This window comes from Delftia sp. WSY_7, from assembly GCF_043104845.1.
Taxonomy (GTDB): Bacteria; Pseudomonadota; Gammaproteobacteria; order Burkholderiales; family Burkholderiaceae_C; genus Comamonas; species Comamonas tsuruhatensis.
On the sequence record NZ_JBICLB010000025.1, the window covers coordinates 114,454 to 132,313 of the forward strand.

At 66.4% G+C, this 17,860-nt stretch carries 14 protein-coding genes; 12 read left to right on the forward strand and 2 right to left on the reverse strand.

Annotation, left to right across the window (positions count from 1 at the left end; all coding sequences use genetic code 11):
- Positions 1-16: 16 nt before the first annotated feature.
- On the forward strand, positions 17-748 hold the full coding sequence (locus ACF8ME_RS11325; RefSeq protein ID WP_016447210.1) for a MotA/TolQ/ExbB proton channel family protein: 732 nt from the start codon (positions 17-19) through the stop codon (positions 746-748).
- Between the two features lie 24 nt (positions 749-772).
- On the forward strand, positions 773-1,252 hold the full coding sequence (locus ACF8ME_RS11330; RefSeq protein ID WP_016447209.1) for a biopolymer transporter ExbD: 480 nt from the start codon (positions 773-775) through the stop codon (positions 1,250-1,252).
- Positions 1,253-1,295: 43 nt separating this feature from the next.
- On the opposite strand, the gene ACF8ME_RS11335 is transcribed toward ACF8ME_RS11330, so the two are convergent.
- Positions 1,296-2,510 (reverse strand): mechanosensitive ion channel family protein, encoded by a 1,215-nt coding sequence (locus tag ACF8ME_RS11335; RefSeq protein WP_016447208.1) that lies wholly within the window; start codon positions 2,508-2,510, stop codon positions 1,296-1,298.
- A 351-nt stretch (positions 2,511-2,861) separates the two neighbouring features.
- On the opposite strand from ACF8ME_RS11335, the gene leuS reads away from it, so the two are divergent.
- From leuS to holA, 3 genes are all read left to right on the forward strand, one after another.
- The gene (gene leuS / locus ACF8ME_RS11340) at positions 2,862-5,576 is read left to right on the forward strand and encodes a leucine--tRNA ligase (protein ID WP_392416440.1); all 2,715 of its coding nucleotides are present in this window, start codon (positions 2,862-2,864) and stop codon (positions 5,574-5,576) included.
- A 156-nt stretch (positions 5,577-5,732) separates the two neighbouring features.
- Positions 5,733-6,239 carry an LPS assembly lipoprotein LptE gene (gene lptE, locus ACF8ME_RS11345; protein ID WP_016447206.1) on the forward strand — a complete coding sequence of 169 codons (507 nt, stop codon included), beginning with the start codon at positions 5,733-5,735 and terminating at the stop codon, positions 6,237-6,239.
- Positions 6,240-6,244: 5 nt separating this feature from the next.
- Positions 6,245-7,297 carry a DNA polymerase III subunit delta gene (holA, locus tag ACF8ME_RS11350; RefSeq protein ID WP_016447205.1) on the forward strand — a complete coding sequence of 351 codons (1,053 nt, stop codon included), beginning with the start codon at positions 6,245-6,247 and terminating at the stop codon, positions 7,295-7,297.
- 12 nt (positions 7,298-7,309) lie between these two features.
- Here holA and ACF8ME_RS11355 read toward each other — a convergent pair whose 3' ends face one another.
- Complete coding sequence (locus ACF8ME_RS11355; RefSeq protein WP_016447204.1) at positions 7,310-7,612, reverse strand: hypothetical protein; 303 nt, start codon at positions 7,610-7,612, stop codon at positions 7,310-7,312.
- Between the two features lie 189 nt (positions 7,613-7,801).
- Here ACF8ME_RS11355 and ACF8ME_RS11360 point away from each other — a divergent pair, with 189 nt between their 5' ends.
- The 7 genes from ACF8ME_RS11360 to gshB all read left to right on the forward strand — a co-directional run bounded on the left by ACF8ME_RS11360 (position 7,802) and on the right by gshB (position 17,680).
- Positions 7,802-9,082 (forward strand): glutamate-5-semialdehyde dehydrogenase, encoded by a 1,281-nt coding sequence (locus tag ACF8ME_RS11360; RefSeq protein WP_016454225.1) that lies wholly within the window; start codon positions 7,802-7,804, stop codon positions 9,080-9,082.
- Positions 9,083-9,141: 59 nt separating this feature from the next.
- Positions 9,142-10,599, forward strand: a complete 1,458-nt coding sequence (gene trkA, locus ACF8ME_RS11365) for a Trk system potassium transporter TrkA (protein WP_016454226.1) — start codon at positions 9,142-9,144, stop codon at positions 10,597-10,599.
- Positions 10,600-10,608: 9 nt separating this feature from the next.
- Complete coding sequence (locus ACF8ME_RS11370) at positions 10,609-12,075, forward strand: TrkH family potassium uptake protein (RefSeq protein WP_392416443.1); 1,467 nt, start codon at positions 10,609-10,611, stop codon at positions 12,073-12,075.
- 81 nt (positions 12,076-12,156) lie between these two features.
- Entirely contained in the window at positions 12,157-13,452 is a 1,296-nt protein-coding gene (gene gshA, locus ACF8ME_RS11375) for a glutamate--cysteine ligase (protein WP_012207794.1), read from the forward strand.
- Positions 13,453-13,549: 97 nt separating this feature from the next.
- Entirely contained in the window at positions 13,550-15,418 is a 1,869-nt protein-coding gene (locus ACF8ME_RS11380; RefSeq protein ID WP_026062036.1) for a potassium transporter Kup, read from the forward strand.
- A gap of 50 nt (positions 15,419-15,468) precedes the next feature.
- Complete coding sequence (locus tag ACF8ME_RS11385; protein ID WP_017404050.1) at positions 15,469-16,650, forward strand: benzoate/H(+) symporter BenE family transporter; 1,182 nt, start codon at positions 15,469-15,471, stop codon at positions 16,648-16,650.
- A gap of 79 nt (positions 16,651-16,729) precedes the next feature.
- Complete coding sequence (gshB, locus tag ACF8ME_RS11390) at positions 16,730-17,680, forward strand: glutathione synthase (RefSeq protein WP_016454229.1); 951 nt, start codon at positions 16,730-16,732, stop codon at positions 17,678-17,680.
- Positions 17,681-17,860: the final 180 nt, after the last annotated feature.

Below are 17,860 nucleotides of genomic sequence, written 5' to 3' on the forward strand. Positions count from 1 at the left end.
CGGGCAAGGTAAGACCATGAGCGGTCCACTCTGGCTCTGGTGGCAGCAAGGCGATGCCGTCGCGCGCGGCACGGCGCTGCTGCTGCTGGCGCTGTCGGTGGCCAGCTGGGTGGTCATCGTCTGGAAGGTCTGGTTCATGGCCGCCAGCCGGCGCCGCGTTCCCCAGGCCATTGCGGCCTTCTGGAGCGCGCCGGACCTGGCCTCGGGCCAGGCCCGCATGGGCGAGGGGGATCGCCAGCAACTGGTGGCACCCATGGCCGAGGCCGTGACACAGGCGCTGGCGCCCATGGGCAGCGGCCTGGCGCTTGCGGGACGCGCGGCGCATTCCGTCCGCCTGACGCGGGGGCTTCGCCAGGCGCTGCAATCGGCCAGCCACCAGCTGCAATGGGGCCAGACCCTGTTGGCCACGGTGGGCGCCACGGCGCCCTTTGTCGGCCTGCTGGGCACCGTCTGGGGCATTCACCACGCGCTGGCCACGCTGGCGGGCAGCGGGCAGATCGGCATCGAACAACTGGCCGGCCCGGTGGGCGAGGCCCTGGTGATGACGGCGGCCGGACTGGCCGTGGCCCTGCCGGCCGTGCTGGCCTACAACCTGCTGGGCCGGGCTGCGGCCCAGATGGAGGCCTTGCTGGAAGGCTTTGCCCATGACCTGCAGGCCATGTTCGGCACCCAGCCGGCCGAGCAGGCGCCGCACGATGACGGCATGGCCGTCGCCGGCCTGCCTGCCGGCCCCATGGAAGCGCCCTGACGGGGCGGCTCGCCAGGATCGCACATGGCCTTTGGACGACTGAGCGGCAAGGAAAGCTCCTCCCAGCCCATGCACGCCATCAACGTCACCCCGCTGGTGGATGTGATGCTGGTGCTCGTCGTCATCTTCATCCTCGCGGCACCCATGCTGGCCGCCTCGCTGCGCGTGCAATTGCCCCAGGCCCAGGGCACCCAGCCCATGGCCGCCGCGGGCGAGGACGATGCGCTGCTGCTGGAGGTCGATGCGAAGGGCGCGCTCTGGATGCAGGGCCAGCCCGCCACGGCGGATGCGCTGCGTGAGCGCCTCGCTCAGCTCGGCGCGCGCAACCCCCAGGCAGAACTGCAACTGCGTGCCGACCAGGCCGTGCCCTATGGCCGCGTGGCCGAACTCATGGGCTGGGCCCACGCGGCAGGGCTGACGCGCATAGGCTTCGTGGCCGAGCCGGCGCGAAACCAGGATGGAAAACCCGCAGCCGTCCTGGGGCCCACCGGCGCCGGGCGCTGAAGTCATCAGGCGCTCAAGCGCCGCCGGGCCTGCGCCCGCGAACCTAATCCTGTCCTTCGGGCCACCGCTCGTTGCCCGCCAGCCGCAGATGCTGGCCATGGTCCGAGGAGCGCTGGTACAGACTGAGCCCGAACAGCGGCAGCATGCCGATCAGGTGATCGAAGATCGCGCCCTGTATGGCCTCGTACTCCACCCAGACCGTGGTGCTGGTGTAGCAAAACAGCTCCAGCGGCACCCCCATGGGAGAAGGCTCCATGGTGCGCACCAGCAGGAACATGTTCGGTGTCTTGTGGATGTGCGGATGGCGCAGCAGGTAGGCGTATGCATAGGCCTTGAACGCGGCCAGATTGCTCAGATGCTGCGCTGCCATCTCGCTGCCCGCCGGCGCATCGGCCATGCGCAGGCCGCCATCACTGCTCCAATAGTCCTTGAGGGGCTCGAGCAATGACAATTTCTGCCGCTGCTCTGCCGTCAGCAGGCGGATGGTGTGGGCGTCTATGTGCAGCGAGCGGCGGATGCGGCGCCCGCCCGACTCGAACATGCCGCGCCAGTTCTTGTAGCTGTCGCTCATCAGCCGCCAGGTCGGAATGGTGGTGATGGTCTTGTCCCAGTTCTGCACCTTGACCGTGTGCAGCGCGATGTCGATCACGAAGCCGTCGGCGCCGACCTGGGGCATCTCGATCCAGTCGCCCACGCGCAGCATGTCGTTGGAGCCCAGCTGCACGCCGGCCACGAAGGACATGATGGTGTCCTTGAAGATCAGCATCAGCACGGCCGAGGCCGCGCCCAGGCCGGACAGCAGCAGCAGCGGCGAGCGGTCCACCAGGGTGGCGACGATGAGCACGATGGCGATCAGGAACACCAGCAGCTTGCCCAGCTGCACATAGCTCTTGATCGAGTGCGCCTGCGTGGCCTTGCGCTCTTCCTTGAGGTCGTGCGCCTCGTTCATGGCATTGAGCAGGGCGCTGATCACGCGGGCCACGTGGTAGATGGTGCAGGCGATGGCCAGGTTCAGGATCAGGGTGGCCCACTGCGGCTGCAGCTGCGGTATGGCCTGCACGCCGGACTGCATGACCAGCGAAGGCACGGCCTTGGCCAGCCGCTGCAGCACGCTGTCGTGCAGCAGCACCTGGGCCCACTCCATCTCCACCAGCGTGCTGCGCATGCGCGGCAGCACGCGCAACAGCAGCCATTGCACGACAAAACCCGCGGAGCGGGCCAGCAGCACCAGCGCGCACAGCGCAGCCAGGGCCTGCATGACGGGATCCCAGCCGGAAATCAAAGACCAGTTCAGCAAGAGAAAACTCCAGGGCGCGGAAAAACCTGCCGCGCGATGGCGGCATGCCCGGGATGTCCGTATCCGTTCCTGCGCAAGTCCGGGCTGGCGATGGCGGAACGTCTGCGGCGCACTGCCACAGAGGGTGCCAAGCATACGCAGCGCGGCTTTTCCCCGCGCGGCGGCCGGGCAACCGGGTGCCGATGGCGCAGTACCGCCTGCGGGCTTGTGGGCTGCTTGCGGCACCGGCGGGCCGGGGCCCTAAAATCGTCGGTTGATTCCGGCCATCCGGCTCGTCCGGCCACCTTGTCCGGCCCTTGGGGCCGCAGCACCATGCAAGAGAAATACAACCACATCGACGTTGAGCGCGCAGCGCAAGACCACTGGTCCGCCCGCGACGCCTACCGCGTGACCGAAGACCAGGCCAAGCCCAAGTTCTACGCCTGCTCCATGCTGCCCTACCCCAGCGGCAAGCTGCACATGGGCCATGTGCGCAACTACACCATCAACGACATGCTGGCGCGCCAGCTGCGCATGAAGGGCTACAACGTCCTCATGCCCATGGGCTGGGATGCCTTCGGCCTGCCGGCCGAGAACGCGGCGCTCAAGAACAAGGTGCCGCCTGCGCAGTGGACCTACGACAACATCGCCTACATGAAAAAGCAGATGCAGGCGATGGGTCTGGCCATCGACTGGAGCCGCGAAGTGGCCACCTGCGATCCCGACTACTACAAGTGGAACCAGTGGCTGTTCCTGCAGATGCTGGAAAAGGGCATTGCCTACCGCAAGACCCAGATCGTGAACTGGGACCCGGTGGACCAGACCGTGCTGGCCAACGAGCAGGTCATCGACGGCCGCGGCTGGCGCACGGGCGCGCCGGTCGAAAAGCGCGAAATCCCCGGCTACTACCTGAAGATCACCGACTACGCCCAGGAGCTGCTGGACCATGTCCAGGTGGGCGGCGACAAGGCCACGCTGACCGGCTGGCCTGAAAAAGTGCGCCTGATGCAGGAAAACTGGATCGGCAAGAGCGCGGGCGTGCGCTTCGCCTTCACCCACGACATCCGTGGCGCCGACGGCCAGCCCATCCAGGACGGGCGCCTGTATGTGTTCACCACGCGCGCCGACACCATCATGGGCGTGACCTTCTGCGCCGTGGCGCCCGAGCACCCGCTGGCCCAGCATGCCGCGGCATCGCAGCCCAAGCTCGCGGCCTTCATCGAAGAATGCAAGAAGGGCGGCACCACCGAGGCCGAACTCGCGCTCAAGGAAAAGGAAGGCCTGCCCACGGGCCTGTTCGTCACCCATCCGCTGACGGGTGCCCAGGTCGAGGTCTGGGTCGGCAACTACGTGCTCATGAGCTACGGCGACGGCGCCGTCATGGGCGTGCCCGCGCATGACGAGCGCGACTTCGCCTTTGCGAAGAAGTACGGCATCGCCATCCGCCAGGTCATCGCGGTCGAAGGCGAGACCTTCAGCACCGAGGCATGGGCCGACTGGTACGGCGACAAGCAGCGCGCTGTCTGCATCGAATCCGGCGAACTCGACGGCCTGCCCCATGGGGCTGCCGTGGACAAGGTGGCCGAACTGCTGGCCGCCAAGGGCCTTGGCGAGAAGAAAACCACCTGGCGCCTGCGCGACTGGGGCGTGAGCCGCCAGCGCTACTGGGGCACGCCGATTCCCATCATCCACTGCGAGGACTGCGGCGCCCAGCCCGTGCCTGCCAAGGACCTGCCCGTGGTCCTGCCCCAGGACCTGGTGCCCGATGGCTCGGGCAACCCCCTGGTCAAGAGCGAAGCCTTCCACGCCGGCGTGGTCTGCCCCTGCTGCGGCAAGAGCGCGCGCCGCGAGACCGACACCATGGACACCTTCGTGGACTCGTCCTGGTACTTCATGCGCTATTGCGACGCCAGGAACAGCGAGCAGATGGTGGGCAAGGGCACGGACTACTGGATGCGGGACCAGCATGCCGCCACCGGCGGCAGCGGCATGGACCAGTACATCGGCGGCATCGAGCACGCCATCCTGCACCTGCTGTACGCGCGCTTCTGGACCAAGGTCATGCGCGACCTGGGCCTGGTCAAGGTCGATGAGCCCTTCACCAAGCTGCTGACCCAGGGCATGGTGCTCAACCACATCTACAGCCGCCGCACGGCCAAGGGTGCCAAGGAGTACTTCTGGCCCAAGGATGTCGAGCATGTGTTCGACGAGACCGGCAAGATCGTGGGCGCCAGGCTCAAGGCCGAGGTGGACAGCGCCGACGGCCTGCTGCCCGTGGGCACGGACATCGACTACGAGGGCGTGGGCACCATGTCCAAGTCCAAGAACAACGGCATCGATCCGCAGGAGCTGATCGAGAAGTACGGCGCCGACACCGCGCGCCTGTACACCATGTTCACCGCGCCGCCCGAGCTGACGCTGGAGTGGAACGATGCCGCCGTCGAAGGCAGCTACCGCTTCCTGCGCCGCGTCTACAACTTCGGCGCCAAACTGTCGCAGATGGACATGGCCGGCGCCAAGTCGCTGGACGACGTGGCATTCGGCAAGGCCGCCAAGGCGCTGCGCCTGGAGATCCACACCGTGCTCAAGCAGGTGGAGTACGACTACCAGCGCATGCAGTACAACACCGTGGTCTCGGGCGCCATGAAGATGATCAACGCGCTGGAGGACTTCAAGTCCCACGACGACGCGGGCGCCCAGGTGGCGCTGATCGAAGGCTTCGGCATCCTGCTGCGCGTGCTCTACCCGGCAACGCCCCACCTGGCCCATGTGCTGTGGAGCGAACTGGGCTACGCCGCCCACCTGGGCGATGTGCTGGACGCGCCCTGGCCCCAGGTCGATCCCCTGGCCCTGGTGCAGGACGAGATCTCTCTGGTGCTGCAGGTCAATGGCAAGCTGCGCGGGGCCATCCTCGTGTCCTCGACGGCCGACAAGGCCGAGATCGAGCGCATTGCCCTGGCCAACGAGGAATGCCAGAAGTTCACCAATGGCGCGGCGCCCAAGAAGGTGATCGTGGTGCCGGGCCGCCTGGTCAACGTCGTGGTCTAGGCCATGGCATGCCCCCTGAGGCGCTGCGCGCCTTCCCCCTCTCGCTTCGCGGGGGGACGACACCCTCGCTGCGGGGCGGCCCTTGCTCGGTGTCCCTCGCTTTGGGCGCGACCGTTGCAAGGGCTGTGAGTGGCGCAAGCGCCTTGGAGAACTGATATGCAAAAACGTACCCTGCTCACCGCCCTGGCCCTGGCTCCGCTGCTGGGGGCCTGCGGCTTTCGCCTGCGGGGGGTGCCGACCTTCGTGTTCCGCTCGCTCTACATCCAGGCGGGCCGGGGCTCTCCGGTGGCGCGGGAGCTGTCGCGCAACCTGGCCAGTGCCAGCGACAAGCTGACCGTGCTGCGCGATCCGGCATCGCCCGACGATGCGGATGCGATCTTCCAGATCATCAGCGAGCGGCAGGAGCGGGTCATCGTCGGCATGAACGCGCTGGGCCAGGTGCGCGAGTTGCAGCTGCGCCTGCGCGTGCGCTTCAAGCTGCGCACGCCCAATGGAGACGAGCCGATCCCCGAGACCGAGATCCTGCAGCAGCGCGACGTGACGTACAACGAAACCAATGCGCTGTCCAAGGAGGCCGAGGAGGCCATGCTCTACAAGGACATGCGTACCGACATCGTCCAGCAGTTGCTGCGCCGCCTGTCGGCCGTCAAGAGCCTGACCTGAGCCCCATGCAGCTTGCCCTGAACCAGCTCGGCGGCCATCTGGCCAAGGGATTGCGCTCGCTCTACGTGCTGCACGGCGACGAGCCGCTGCAGCAGCAGGAGGCTGCCGACGCCATCCGTGCCGCCGCGCGCGCCGCGGGCTACACCGAGCGCAGCAGCTACACCGTGGCCGGCGCCCATTTCGACTGGAGCGCCGTGCTGGCGGCCGGTGGCTCGCTGTCGCTGTTTGCCGATCGGCAGATCATCGAGATCCGCATTCCCTCGGGCAAGCCCGGCAAGGACGGCGGCGCCGCGCTGCAGCAGATCGCCGAGGCGGCGCGCGGCAATGACAGCACGCTCACCCTGGTCATGCTGCCGCGCCTGGACAAGGCCACCAGGACCGGCGCCTGGTTCAGCGCGCTGGAAGCCCAGGGCATGACGCTGCAGATCGATCCCATAGAGCGCGGCCAGCTGCCGGCCTGGATTGCCCAGCGCCTGGCAGCCCAGGGCCAGCGCGTGGCACCCGGCGAGGAAGGCCAGCGCACGCTGCAGTTCTTTGCCGACCGCGTCGAGGGCAACCTGCTGGCCGCACACCAGGAGATCCAGAAACTGGCCCTGCTGCACCCCGCCGGCGAGCTGAGCCAGGCGCAGGTGGAGCAGGCAGTGCTCAATGTGGCGCGCTACGACGTGTTCAAGCTGTCCGAGGCCGTGCTGTCCGGCCAGTTGGCGCGCGTCTCGCGCATGCTCGACGGCCTGCAGGCCGAGGGCACGGCCGAGGTGCTGGTGCATTGGACCCTGGCCGAGGACATCCGCTCCATCTGCCGCGTCAAGGACGCCATGGCCGCAGGTCAGCCCCTGCCCATGGCCCTGCGCGCCCAGCGCGTCTGGGGCGTCAAGGAGCGTTTGTTCGAGCGCCTGCTGCCGCGCATCACCGACGCCCAGGCCGCGCGCCTGCTGCAATCGGCCCACGCGGTGGACGGCATCGTCAAGGGCCTGGCCTTCGAGGGCTGGCCACGCGACGGCTGGCAGGCCCTGCGCCGCCTGGCCATGGACCTGGCCCAGGCCGGCGCCAAGGGCTGACGTACCCCGTTCCTAGCTCGTCTTTTCCAGCTGCGCCTGGGCCTTGGTGGCCCAGGTCTCGAGGTTGTCCAGCAGGTCCTTCTGGCTGAAGGAGCAGCTTTCCTCGCTGAACAGCGCGCTGGACTCCAATCGGTCCAGCAGATTGAGCAGCACTTCGCCGTAGCGCGGCGGCAGGGCCTGCAGCAACTCCGAGGAAGCCCTGGCCTGCTGCCCGAGCACGGCGGCCGGCAGCTGCTGCTGTGCCAGTTGGGCGAAGCCCGCGCGCAACTGTGCGAGCTGCTGGGCGGCGAGAAGAGTGTCGTGGCTGGTGGACATGGCGGGAAAACCTCTGCGTACTGGGCAGCAGTGTAGGGTGGCCGCGACATCCTGCCGGCCGCCGGAACGCGGGGTTTGCCCTCTGTTGGCCGTGCGAGGACGCATCCCAGCCGCATCCCAGCCGCATGTTGGCGCGGGGCATGCCCGCTCTCGGTGCGCAAATGGGCGCAACTCGGCGAGAATCTCGGAATGAACGCGCTCAATATCGTCGAATACACCCACAACCTGGGCGTTCAGGCCAAAGTGGCCTCCGCCCAGATGGCCCGAGCCTCGGCTGCCGTCAAAAGCCGCGCCCTGCTGGCGCTGGCGCGCCTGCTGCGGGAGAACGTGGAGCCGTTGCAGACCGACAACGCCCGTGACCTCGACCGCGCCGTGGCCAACGGCCTGTCCGCTCCCATGGTGGACCGCCTGCGCCTTACGCCCAAGGTGCTGGAAACCTGTGCCCAGGGATGTGAGCAGCTGGCCTCCATGGCCGATGTGATCGGCGAGATCATCGGCATGAAGCAAATGCCCAGCGGCATCCGCGTAGGCCAGATGCGTGTGCCGATCGGCGTGTTCGGCATGATCTACGAAAGCCGCCCCAACGTGACCATCGAGGCGGCCAGCCTCAGCATCAAGAGCGGCAACGCCTGCATCCTGCGCGGCGGCTCCGAGGCCATCGACTCCAACAAGGCGCTGGCTGCCCTCGTCGCCAGGGCGCTGGCCGAAGCCGGCCTGCCCGAGCACGGCGTGCAGCTGGTGCAGACCACGGACCGCGAGGCCGTGGGCCAGCTCATCGCCATGCCCGACTACGTGGACGTCATCATCCCGCGCGGCGGCAAGGGCCTGATCGAGCGCATCAGCCGCGAGGCCAAGGTGCCCGTCATCAAGCACCTGGACGGCAATTGCCACACCTATGTCGATGATCCCTGCGACATCGCCATGGCCGTCAAGGTGGCCGACAACGCGAAGACCAACAAGTACAGCCCCTGCAATGCCAGTGAAAGCCTGCTGGTGGCGCGCGGCGTGGCCGCCGAATTCCTGCCGAAGATCGGCGCCATCTACGCCGCCAAGGGTGTGGAGATGCGCGGCTGCCCCGAATCGCTGGCCATCCTGAAGTCTGTGGCCGGTGCTCAACTGGCCGAGGCCACCGAGCAGGACTGGAGCGAGGAATACCTGGCGCCCATCATCAGCGTCAAGATCGTGTCCGGCGTGGACGAGGCCATCGCCCACATCAACCGCTACTCCAGCCACCACACGGACGCCATCCTGACGCGCGACCATATGCACGCCCAGCGCTTTCTGCGCGAAGTGGACTCGGCCAGCGTCATGGTCAATGCCAGCACGCGCTTTGCCGATGGCTTCGAGTACGGCCTGGGCGCGGAAATCGGCATCAGCACCGACAAGTTCCATGCGCGCGGTCCTGTGGGCATCGAAGGTCTGACCTCGCTCAAATACGTGGTGCTGGGTGAAGGCGAAGTCCGCACCTGACCGAGCCGTGCTGCGCGCCGGAATGCCCGGCGCCGGCACCGCAGCACTGCAATGAATCCATGAAAATCATCATTCTTGGCGCCGGCCGTGTGGGCTACAGCGTGGCAGAAAGCCTGGTGTCCGAACGCAACGACATCACGGTGATCGACACCGACGCACGGCGCCTGCGCGAGCTGGAGTCGCGCTTCGACCTGCGTGGCGTCGTGGGCAGCGGCATCGATCCCCATGTGCTGGCCGAGGCTGGCGCCAAGGACACGGACCTGCTGATCGCCTGCGCCGCGCTCGACGAAACCAACCTTGTGTGCTGCAAGCTGGCCCAGGTCCTGTTCGAGATTCCCACACGCATCGCGCGCGTGCGCTCCTCGGGCTTTGGCGAGGACGAGGCGCTGCTGGGCAAGGAAGGCTTTGGCGTCGACCGCATCATCTGCCCCGAGGAATCGCTGACCAACTACATCAGCAAGCTCATCGAGTTTCCCGAAGCCATGCAGGTGCGTGCCTTCGCGGGCGGGCGGGCCGCACTGGCCTCGGTGCGCGCGCGCGACGGCGCCCCCGCCGTCGGCAAGCACATCGGCGAGCTGCGCGACTGCATGCCCGAGCTGGCCATGCGCATCGTGGCCATCTACCGGCGTTTCCTGGACGAGCCCGACCGCTTCGTCCGCTGCGACGGCAACACGCGCATCGAGCCCGGCGACGAGGTCTTCATCCTGGCCGCACGCGAGCATGTGGCCGAGGTGCTGCGTGCCATCCACCAGCCTGCCGGCCGGCCTTCGCGCCCGGTCTACCGCATCATGGTCGCCGGCGGTGACCAGGTCAGCCAGCGCCTGGCGCTGCAGCTGTCGCGCGTGCCGGGCCGCTTCCACATCAAGATCATCGAGCCCGACGAGCAGCGCTGCCAGGACCTGGCCTCGCTGCTGCCGGCCGAGGTGCTGGTGCTGCACGGCGATGCCACCGACGAGGACCTGCTGGCCGATGAAAGCGTGGAGGACGTGGACCTGTTCCTGGCCCTGACCGACGACGATGAGAACAACATCATGGCCAGCCTGCTGGGCAAACGCATGGGCGCGCGGCGCGTGCTGTCGCTGATCACGCGGCGTGCCTACGCCGACCTGATGCACGGCACGCAGATCGACATTGCGCTGTCGCCGGCCCAGGCCATGCTTGGCGAACTGCTGGCCTATGTGCGCCGCGGCGACGTGCAGGCCGTGCACAGCCTGCGCCGGGGCGTGGCCGAGGCGCTGGAGATCGTGGCGCGCGGCGACCGCAAAAGCTCGCGCGTGGTCGGCCGCAAGGTCGAGGACCTGCGCGTGCCCGAGGATGCCCACATCGGCCTCATCGTGCGCGGCATACCCGAAGGCGTGCCGGCCGACGAAATCGCGGCCGGTGCCGAGCCCGAGGTCATCATCCCGCGCAGCACCACCGTGATCGAGAGCGGCGACCACGTGATCTTCTTCCTGCCCCACAAGCGGCTGGTACGGGACGTGGAGAACCTGTTTCGCGTCAGCGCCACCTTCTTCTGAGCCGACACCATGCGCGACCTGTTACCCGTCCTGCGCGTGCTTGGCATGCTCATGGTCATGTTTGCGCTGTCCATGCTGCTGCCCTTTGCAGTGTCCTGGTTCACCGACGACGGCATCTGGCGCATCTACCCCTGGGCCATCGGCATCACGGCGGCGGCGGGGCTGTCGCTGTGGATAGGCCTGGACCACTTCCGGCGCGAGCTGCAGCCGCGCCACGGCGTCATCCTCGTCACCCTGGTCTGGGTGGTTTTGCCGCTGTGCGCCATGCTGCCCCTGGTGCTGGGCATGGGTCATGTGGGGCTGAGCATCAGCTTCACCCATGCCTATTTCGAGGCCGTCTCGGGCCTGACGACCACCGGCGCCACCGTGCTCACGGGGCTGGATGCGCTGCCCGTGTCCATCAATGTCTGGCGCACCTTCCTGCAATGGTTGGGCGGCATGGGCATCCTGATCCTGGCCGTGGCCATCCTGCCCCTGCTGGGCGTGGGGGGCGCCCAGCTGTTCCGTGCCGAAGCCGCTGGCCCCATCAAGGACACCAAGCTGACGCCGCGCGTGACCGAGACCGCCAAGGGCCTGTGGGGCGTGTACGGCGTGTTCTCGCTGGCCTGTCTGCTGGCCTTCTGGGCGGCAGGCATGTCGCCGCTGGATGCGCTGATGCACATGTTCGCCACCGTCAGCCTCGGTGGCCTGTCCTCGCATGACGCCAGCTTTGCGTATTTCGACTCGCCGTTGATCGAACTGACCGCCCTGGTCTTCATGCTGCTGGCCAGCTGCAACTTCGCGCTGTACTTCGTGGCCATGCGCAAGGGCCGCTGGGACGGCTTCTGGCGCGACCCCGAAATGCGCGCCACGCTGGCCGTGCTGCTGGGCGGCGGGCTCATCGTCGCGCTGCTGCTGTGGGCCAAGGGCGTGTACGGGCCTGTCGAGGCGCTGCGCTATGGCATCTTCCACGTGGTCTCGGTGGCCACGACCACGGGCTTCACCACCGTTGACTACCTGAGCTGGCCCGTCTTTGCGCCCGTGCTCATGCTGCTGATGTCGGGTGTGGCCACCAGTGCGGGCTCCACGGGCGGCGGCATCAAGATGGTGCGCATGCTCATCCTGCTCAAGCAGGCGCGGCGTGAACTCACGCGGCTCGCGCATCCGCGCGCCTTGCAGCCCGTGCGGCTGGGCACCGGCGTGGTGGACAACCGCATGATCTTCTCGGTGCTGGCCTTCATGCTGGTCTATGGCGCCACCGTGATCACACTCAGCATGGTGCTGCTGCTCACCGACCTGGACCCGGTGACCGCCTTCTCCGCCGTGCTGGCCAGCGTGCACTGCATGGGGCCGGGCCTGGGCGCGGTGGGCCCGTCCTCCAACTATGCTGTGCTCACCGAATTCCAGACCTGGGTCTGCACCCTGGCCATGCTGCTGGGGCGCCTGGAAATCCTCAGCTTCATGGCCTTGCTTTCGCCGGCTTTCTGGCGCCGCTGACGCTGCAAAGACTGGGGAAAACACCTAGACCATGGTCCAATCTCTACAATTGCCCCCCACCGTCGTACCCAGAGGGTCTTTATGGTTCCACATCTCATCACGGCCCTGACCGGCCCGATCAACGAGCTTGAGCAGCGCATCCTCGACTCCATGCCGGCGATCGAGCGCTGGTTCCGGCTCGAATGGATGGAACACACGCCGCCTTTCTATTGCTCGGTGGACATCCGCAACGCCGGTTTCAAGCTCGCACCCGTGGACACCAACCTCTTTCCCGGGGGCTGGAACAACCTGACCGACGAAATGCTGCCGCTGGCCGTACAGGCGGCCATGGCGGCGATCGAGAAGATCTGCCCCGAAGCGCGCAATCTGCTCATCATTCCCGAGAACCACACGCGCAACACGCACTACCTGGCCAACGTGGTGCAGCTCAAGCGCATCTTCAACATGGCCGGTCTGAACGTGCGCATCGGCTCCATCAGCCCCGATGTCAAGAAGACCACCACCGTCACCCTGCCGCATGGCGACACGGTGACGCTGGAGCCGGTGATCCGCAGCAAGCGCCGCATCGGTCTCAAGGATTTCGATCCCTGCACCATCTTGCTCAACAACGACCTGTCGTCCGGCGTCCCGGGCATCGTCGAGGAGCTGTACGAGCAATACCTGCTGCCCCCCCTGCATGCAGGCTGGAGCGTGCGCCGCAAGAGCCGCCATTTCCAGAGCTATGAGGAAGTGGCCAAGCGCTTCGGCAAGCTGCTGGGCATCGATCCCTGGCTGATCAACCCGCTGTTCGGGCGCAGCGAAGGCATCGACTTCGCCAATGGCGTGGGCATGGAAGGCCTGGCCGAACAGGTCGATGTGCTGCTGGCCAAGGTGCGCCGCAAGTACAAGGAGTACGGCATCAAGGAAAAGCCGTTTGCCATCGTCAAGGCCGACAACGGCACCTATGGCATGGGCGTGATGACCGTGCGCGACGCCAAGGAACTGGCCGAGCTGCCGCGCAAGAGCCGCAACAAGATGGGCATGATCAAGGACGGCCAGACCGTGCACGACGTGATCATCCAGGAAGGCGTGCTCACCCAGGAGCGCATGAACAACGCCGTGGCCGAGCCCGTGGTCTACATGATGGACCGTTACGTGGTCGGCGGCTTCTACCGCATGCATCCCGAGCGCGATGTGGACGAAAACCTCAACGCGCCCGGTGCCGGCTTCGTGCCGCTGGCCTTCCAGCACAGCACCCAGCTGCCCCAGATCGGCGCCCGCCCGGGTGCCAGCATGCCCAATCGCTTCTACATGTACGGCGTGGTGGCCCGGGTCGCCATGCTGGCGGCCAGCTATGAGCTGGAGGCGACCAACCCCAACGCGGAAATCTACGACTGATCGGGGTGCTGTCCGATGCGCTCGTCATCAGGACAGCGGACAATGCCGGCATTTCAATTGACTGAAGCCATCTCCCCACGGGACGGCGCATAGACCTGTGCAGAAAACCAAATCTTCGTTGGCCGCGCTCACCCTGGGCGCCATCGGCGTGGTCTATGGCGATATCGGCACCAGCGTGCTGTATTCGGTCAAGGAGGTCTTCGGCTCCGGCCATGTGCCGTTCACCCAGGAGAACATCTACGGCGTCCTGTCGCTGCTGTTCTGGACCCTGACGGTCATCGTCTCGCTCAAGTACGTGGTCCTGGTGCTGCGTGCCGACAACAACGGCGAAGGCGGCCTGGTCGCCATGCTGGCCCTGGCCTCGCAGACCGTCAAGGACAAGCCCCGCCTGCGCAACGTGCTGCTGCTCATCGGCATCTTCGGCACTTCGCTGTTCTATGGTGATGGCGTGATCACGCCGGCCATCTCCGTGCTCTCGGCCGTCGAAGGCCTGGAAGTGGTCTCTCCGCACTTCACCAAGGCCGTGATCCCGCTGACCCTGGTGATCCTCTTCCTGCTTTTCTGGTTCCAGAAGCACGGCACGGCGGGGATCGGTCGGTTTTTCGGCCCCATCACCCTGGTCTGGTTTGCCACCATCGCAGCGCTGGGCGTGCACCAGATCGCGGGCCATCCCGAAATCCTGGCGGCCATCAGCCCGCACTTCGCAGTGCGCTTCATCTGGGACAACCCCGGCACCAGTTTCATCATCCTGGGCGCCGTCGTGCTGTGCGTGACCGGGGCGGAGGCGCTTTACGCTGACCTGGGCCACTTCGGCAAGAAGCCTATCCGCCTGGCCTGGTTCTCCGTGGCCATGCCTGCCCTCACGCTCAATTACTTCGGCCAGGGTGCGCTGCTGCTGGCCAACCCGGCCGCCGTGAAGAATCCCTTCTACATGATGGCCCCGGCCTGGGCGCTGCTGCCCCTGGTGCTGATGGCCACCATGGCCACGGTCATCGCTTCGCAGGCCCTGATCACGGGCGCCTTCAGCGTCACGCGCCAGGTCATACAGCTGGGCTATCTGCCGCGCCTGGAAGTGCGCCACACCAGCGTGCGCGAGACCGGCCAGATCTACATGCCCCTGGTCAACTGGAGCCTGTTCGTGGCGATTGCGCTGGCCGTGGTGCTGTTCCGCTCCAGCGGCAACCTGGCGGCCGCCTACGGCATTGCGGTCACGCTGGACATGCTGATCACCACCACGCTGACCTTCTTCGTGATCCGCTACCGCTGGAACTACCCGCTGGCCCTGTGCATCGCGGCCACCGGATTCTTTTTCCTGGTGGACCTGGCCTTCTTCTCGTCCAACCTGCTCAAGCTGTTCGACGGCGGCTGGTTCCCGCTGCTGATTGGCGGCACGGTGTTCTCGCTGATGATGACCTGGCGCAAGGGCCGCGAGCTGCTGCACGAAAAGCTGCAGGCCGATGCCATCGACCTCAAGAGCTTCCTCGAATCGGTCTGGCGCCATCCGCCGGCGCGCGTGACGGGCACGGCCGTCTTTCTTTCCGGCGAACCGGGCACCGTACCCAACGCCCTGCTGCACAACCTCAAGCACAACAAGGTGCTGCACAACCAGAACATCTTCGTCACGGTGCGCAACCATGAAATTCCCTGGGTGGGCCTGGACAAGCGCACCGAGATCGAGGCGCTGGGCAGCGACTGCTGGCAGGTCATCATCAACTACGGCTTCAAGAACGAACCGGACGTGCCGGCGGCACTGTCCCTGCTGCGCCCCCGGGGTTGCCAGCTCGACGCCATGGAGACCAGCTACTTCCTGTCGCGCGATGTCATCATCCCGCGCATCAGCCACCGCATGGCGCCCTGGCGCGAAAAGCTGTTTGCCCAGATGCACCGCAACGCCAGCCGTGTCTCCGACTTCCTGCACCTGCCCAGCAACTCCGTGGTGGAGCTGGGCTCCAAGATCGAGCTGTAGGCGTCGCCAGCGCATCGCACGGTCGGCGGCTGTGGTGACAGAATCGCGCGATGCGCTTTTTCCGTGACTTGAGTCCCTCTGCCTTCGCAGCCGGCTTCGTGGCCGTGCTCGTGGGCTTCACCAGCTCGGTGGCCCTGGTCTTTCAGGCCGCCCAGGCCTTCCATGCCACGCCCGAGCAGATCACGTCCTGGATCTGGGCGCTGGGACTGGGCATGGGCCTGTGCTCTCTGCTGCCCTCGCTGATACTGCGCATGCCGGTCATGGTCGCCTGGTCCACGCCAGGCGCAGCCGTCCTTGCCACGGCAGGGCTTGCGGGGGGCTTTTCCATGGGCGAGGCCGTTGGCGCCTTCATTATCAGCGCGGGGCTGATCATCCTGGTGGGAGCCACAGGCTGGTTCGAGCGCGTCATGAACCGCATCCCCATGGAAATCGCTGCCGCCCTCCTGGCGGGCGTACTGGCCAACTTCGGCATGCAGGCCTTTGCCGCCGCCAGGGATGCGCTGCCCCTGGTGCTGGTCATGCTGCTGACCTATCTGCTGTCGCGCCGCCTGGCACCGCGCTATGCGGTCATCGCCACGCTGGTGGCCTCCATCGCCTGGGTGGCGCTCAACGGGCAAATGCAATGGTCCGCCGTGCATGCAGGCCTTGCCTGGCCAGTCTTCACCATGCCGCAGTTCTCGGTGCCCGCCCTGGTGAGCCTGGCCTTGCCCCTGTTCGTCGTCACCATGGCCTCGCAGAACCTGCCCGGCGTGGCCGTCATTCGTGCCACGGGCTACGACCTGCCCATCTCCCGCATCATCAGCATGACGGGCATCGCCACCCTGGTGCTGGCCCCCTTCGGTGGCTACGCGCTCAACCTCAGTGCCATCACCGCTGCCATCTGCATGGGCCCCGAGGCCCATGAGGACAAATCCCGCCGCTACACGGCGGCGGCGATCTGTGGCCTCTTCTATATAGTCATCGGCATCTTCGGCGCCGTGGTCACGGGACTGCTCACCGCCTTCCCCAAGGAACTGGTGGTCTGCATAGCGGGACTGGCCCTGCTGGGCTCCATAGGCAGCGGCCTGGCGACAGCTCTCAAGGGGGAGGAACACAGGGAGGCTGCGTTGATCACCTTTCTGGTGACGCTCAGCGGCGTGGTGATAGCCGGAGTCGGCTCGGCGTTTTGGGGCGTGGTCGCGGGCAGCCTGGCGCTATTTGTGCAACATTACCGACGTGCACGGGCTGACTGATACGCGGCCCAGGCCCGGGCACCCCACTTCCGCCTCCCATACAGGCGAGGCACGGGCCGCCGCCTTCTGCACACAACCCATGCAAATCCTCTTCGTCGCCGATCCGCTCGAATCGTTCCAGACCTACAAGGACACCACCTTCGCCATGATGCGCGAGGCGCAGCGGCGCGGCCACTCCATCGTGGCCTGCGAACCCAGGCAGCTTTCCTGGCAGCGCGGCGGCAAGGTCGTCGCCCAGGTGCGGCACATCCAGCTCACGGGAGATGCCCGGCAGTGGTTTGAAATCTCCAAGGAAGGCCTGGAGGAGCTGGCGGGCTTCGATGCCATCCTCATGCGCAAGGACCCGCCCTTCGATTCCGAATACTTCTACTCCACGCACCTGCTGGAACAGGCCGAGCGCGAAGGCGCAAAGGTCTTCAACAAGCCCAGGGCGTTGCGAGACCATCCGGAAAAGCTGGCCATCCTCGAATTCCCGCAATTCATCGGCCCGACCCTGGTCACGCGCAGCGCGCAGGACATCCGCGCCTTCCATGAAGAGCATCAGGACATCATCCTCAAGCCGCTGGACGGCATGGGCGGCATGGGCATCTTCCGCGTGGGCGCCGACGGCCGCAACCTGGGCAGCATCATCGAAACCCTGAACCAGGGCGGTGCCAGCAGCGTCATGGTGCAGAAATTCCTGCCCGAGATCACCGAGGGCGACAAGCGTGTGCTCGTCATCGGCGGCAAACCTGTTCCCTATTGCCTGGCACGCATTCCCCAGGGCAACGAAGTGCGCGGCAACCTGGCAGCGGGCGGCAAGGGCGTGGCCCAGCCTCTGAGCCAGCACGACAAGGCCATGGCCGAAGAGATCGGTCCCCTCCTCATGGAGCGTGGACTGCTGCTGGCCGGTGTCGATGTCATCGGCCAGTGCATCACCGAGATCAATGTGACCAGCCCCACCTGCTTCCAGGAGATCCATGACCAGACCGGCTGCGACGTGGCCAGCCTCTTCGTCGACGCTCTGGAACAGGCCTTGGCGGCGGCTTGAAAAAACTTGGCGGATGACGCCAGTCATCCGCCAAGTTTTGGTGCTAGAATTGCGCCCCTGCACTCGATGACACGCAAATGTCTGAAAAGTGAAGCTTCCAGAGTTTTGCAAGACCGTTAAAAAACGTGCTACAATGCAAGGCTCTGCTGAAGAGAGCGATGCAGATCGCTGGTGTTGAGA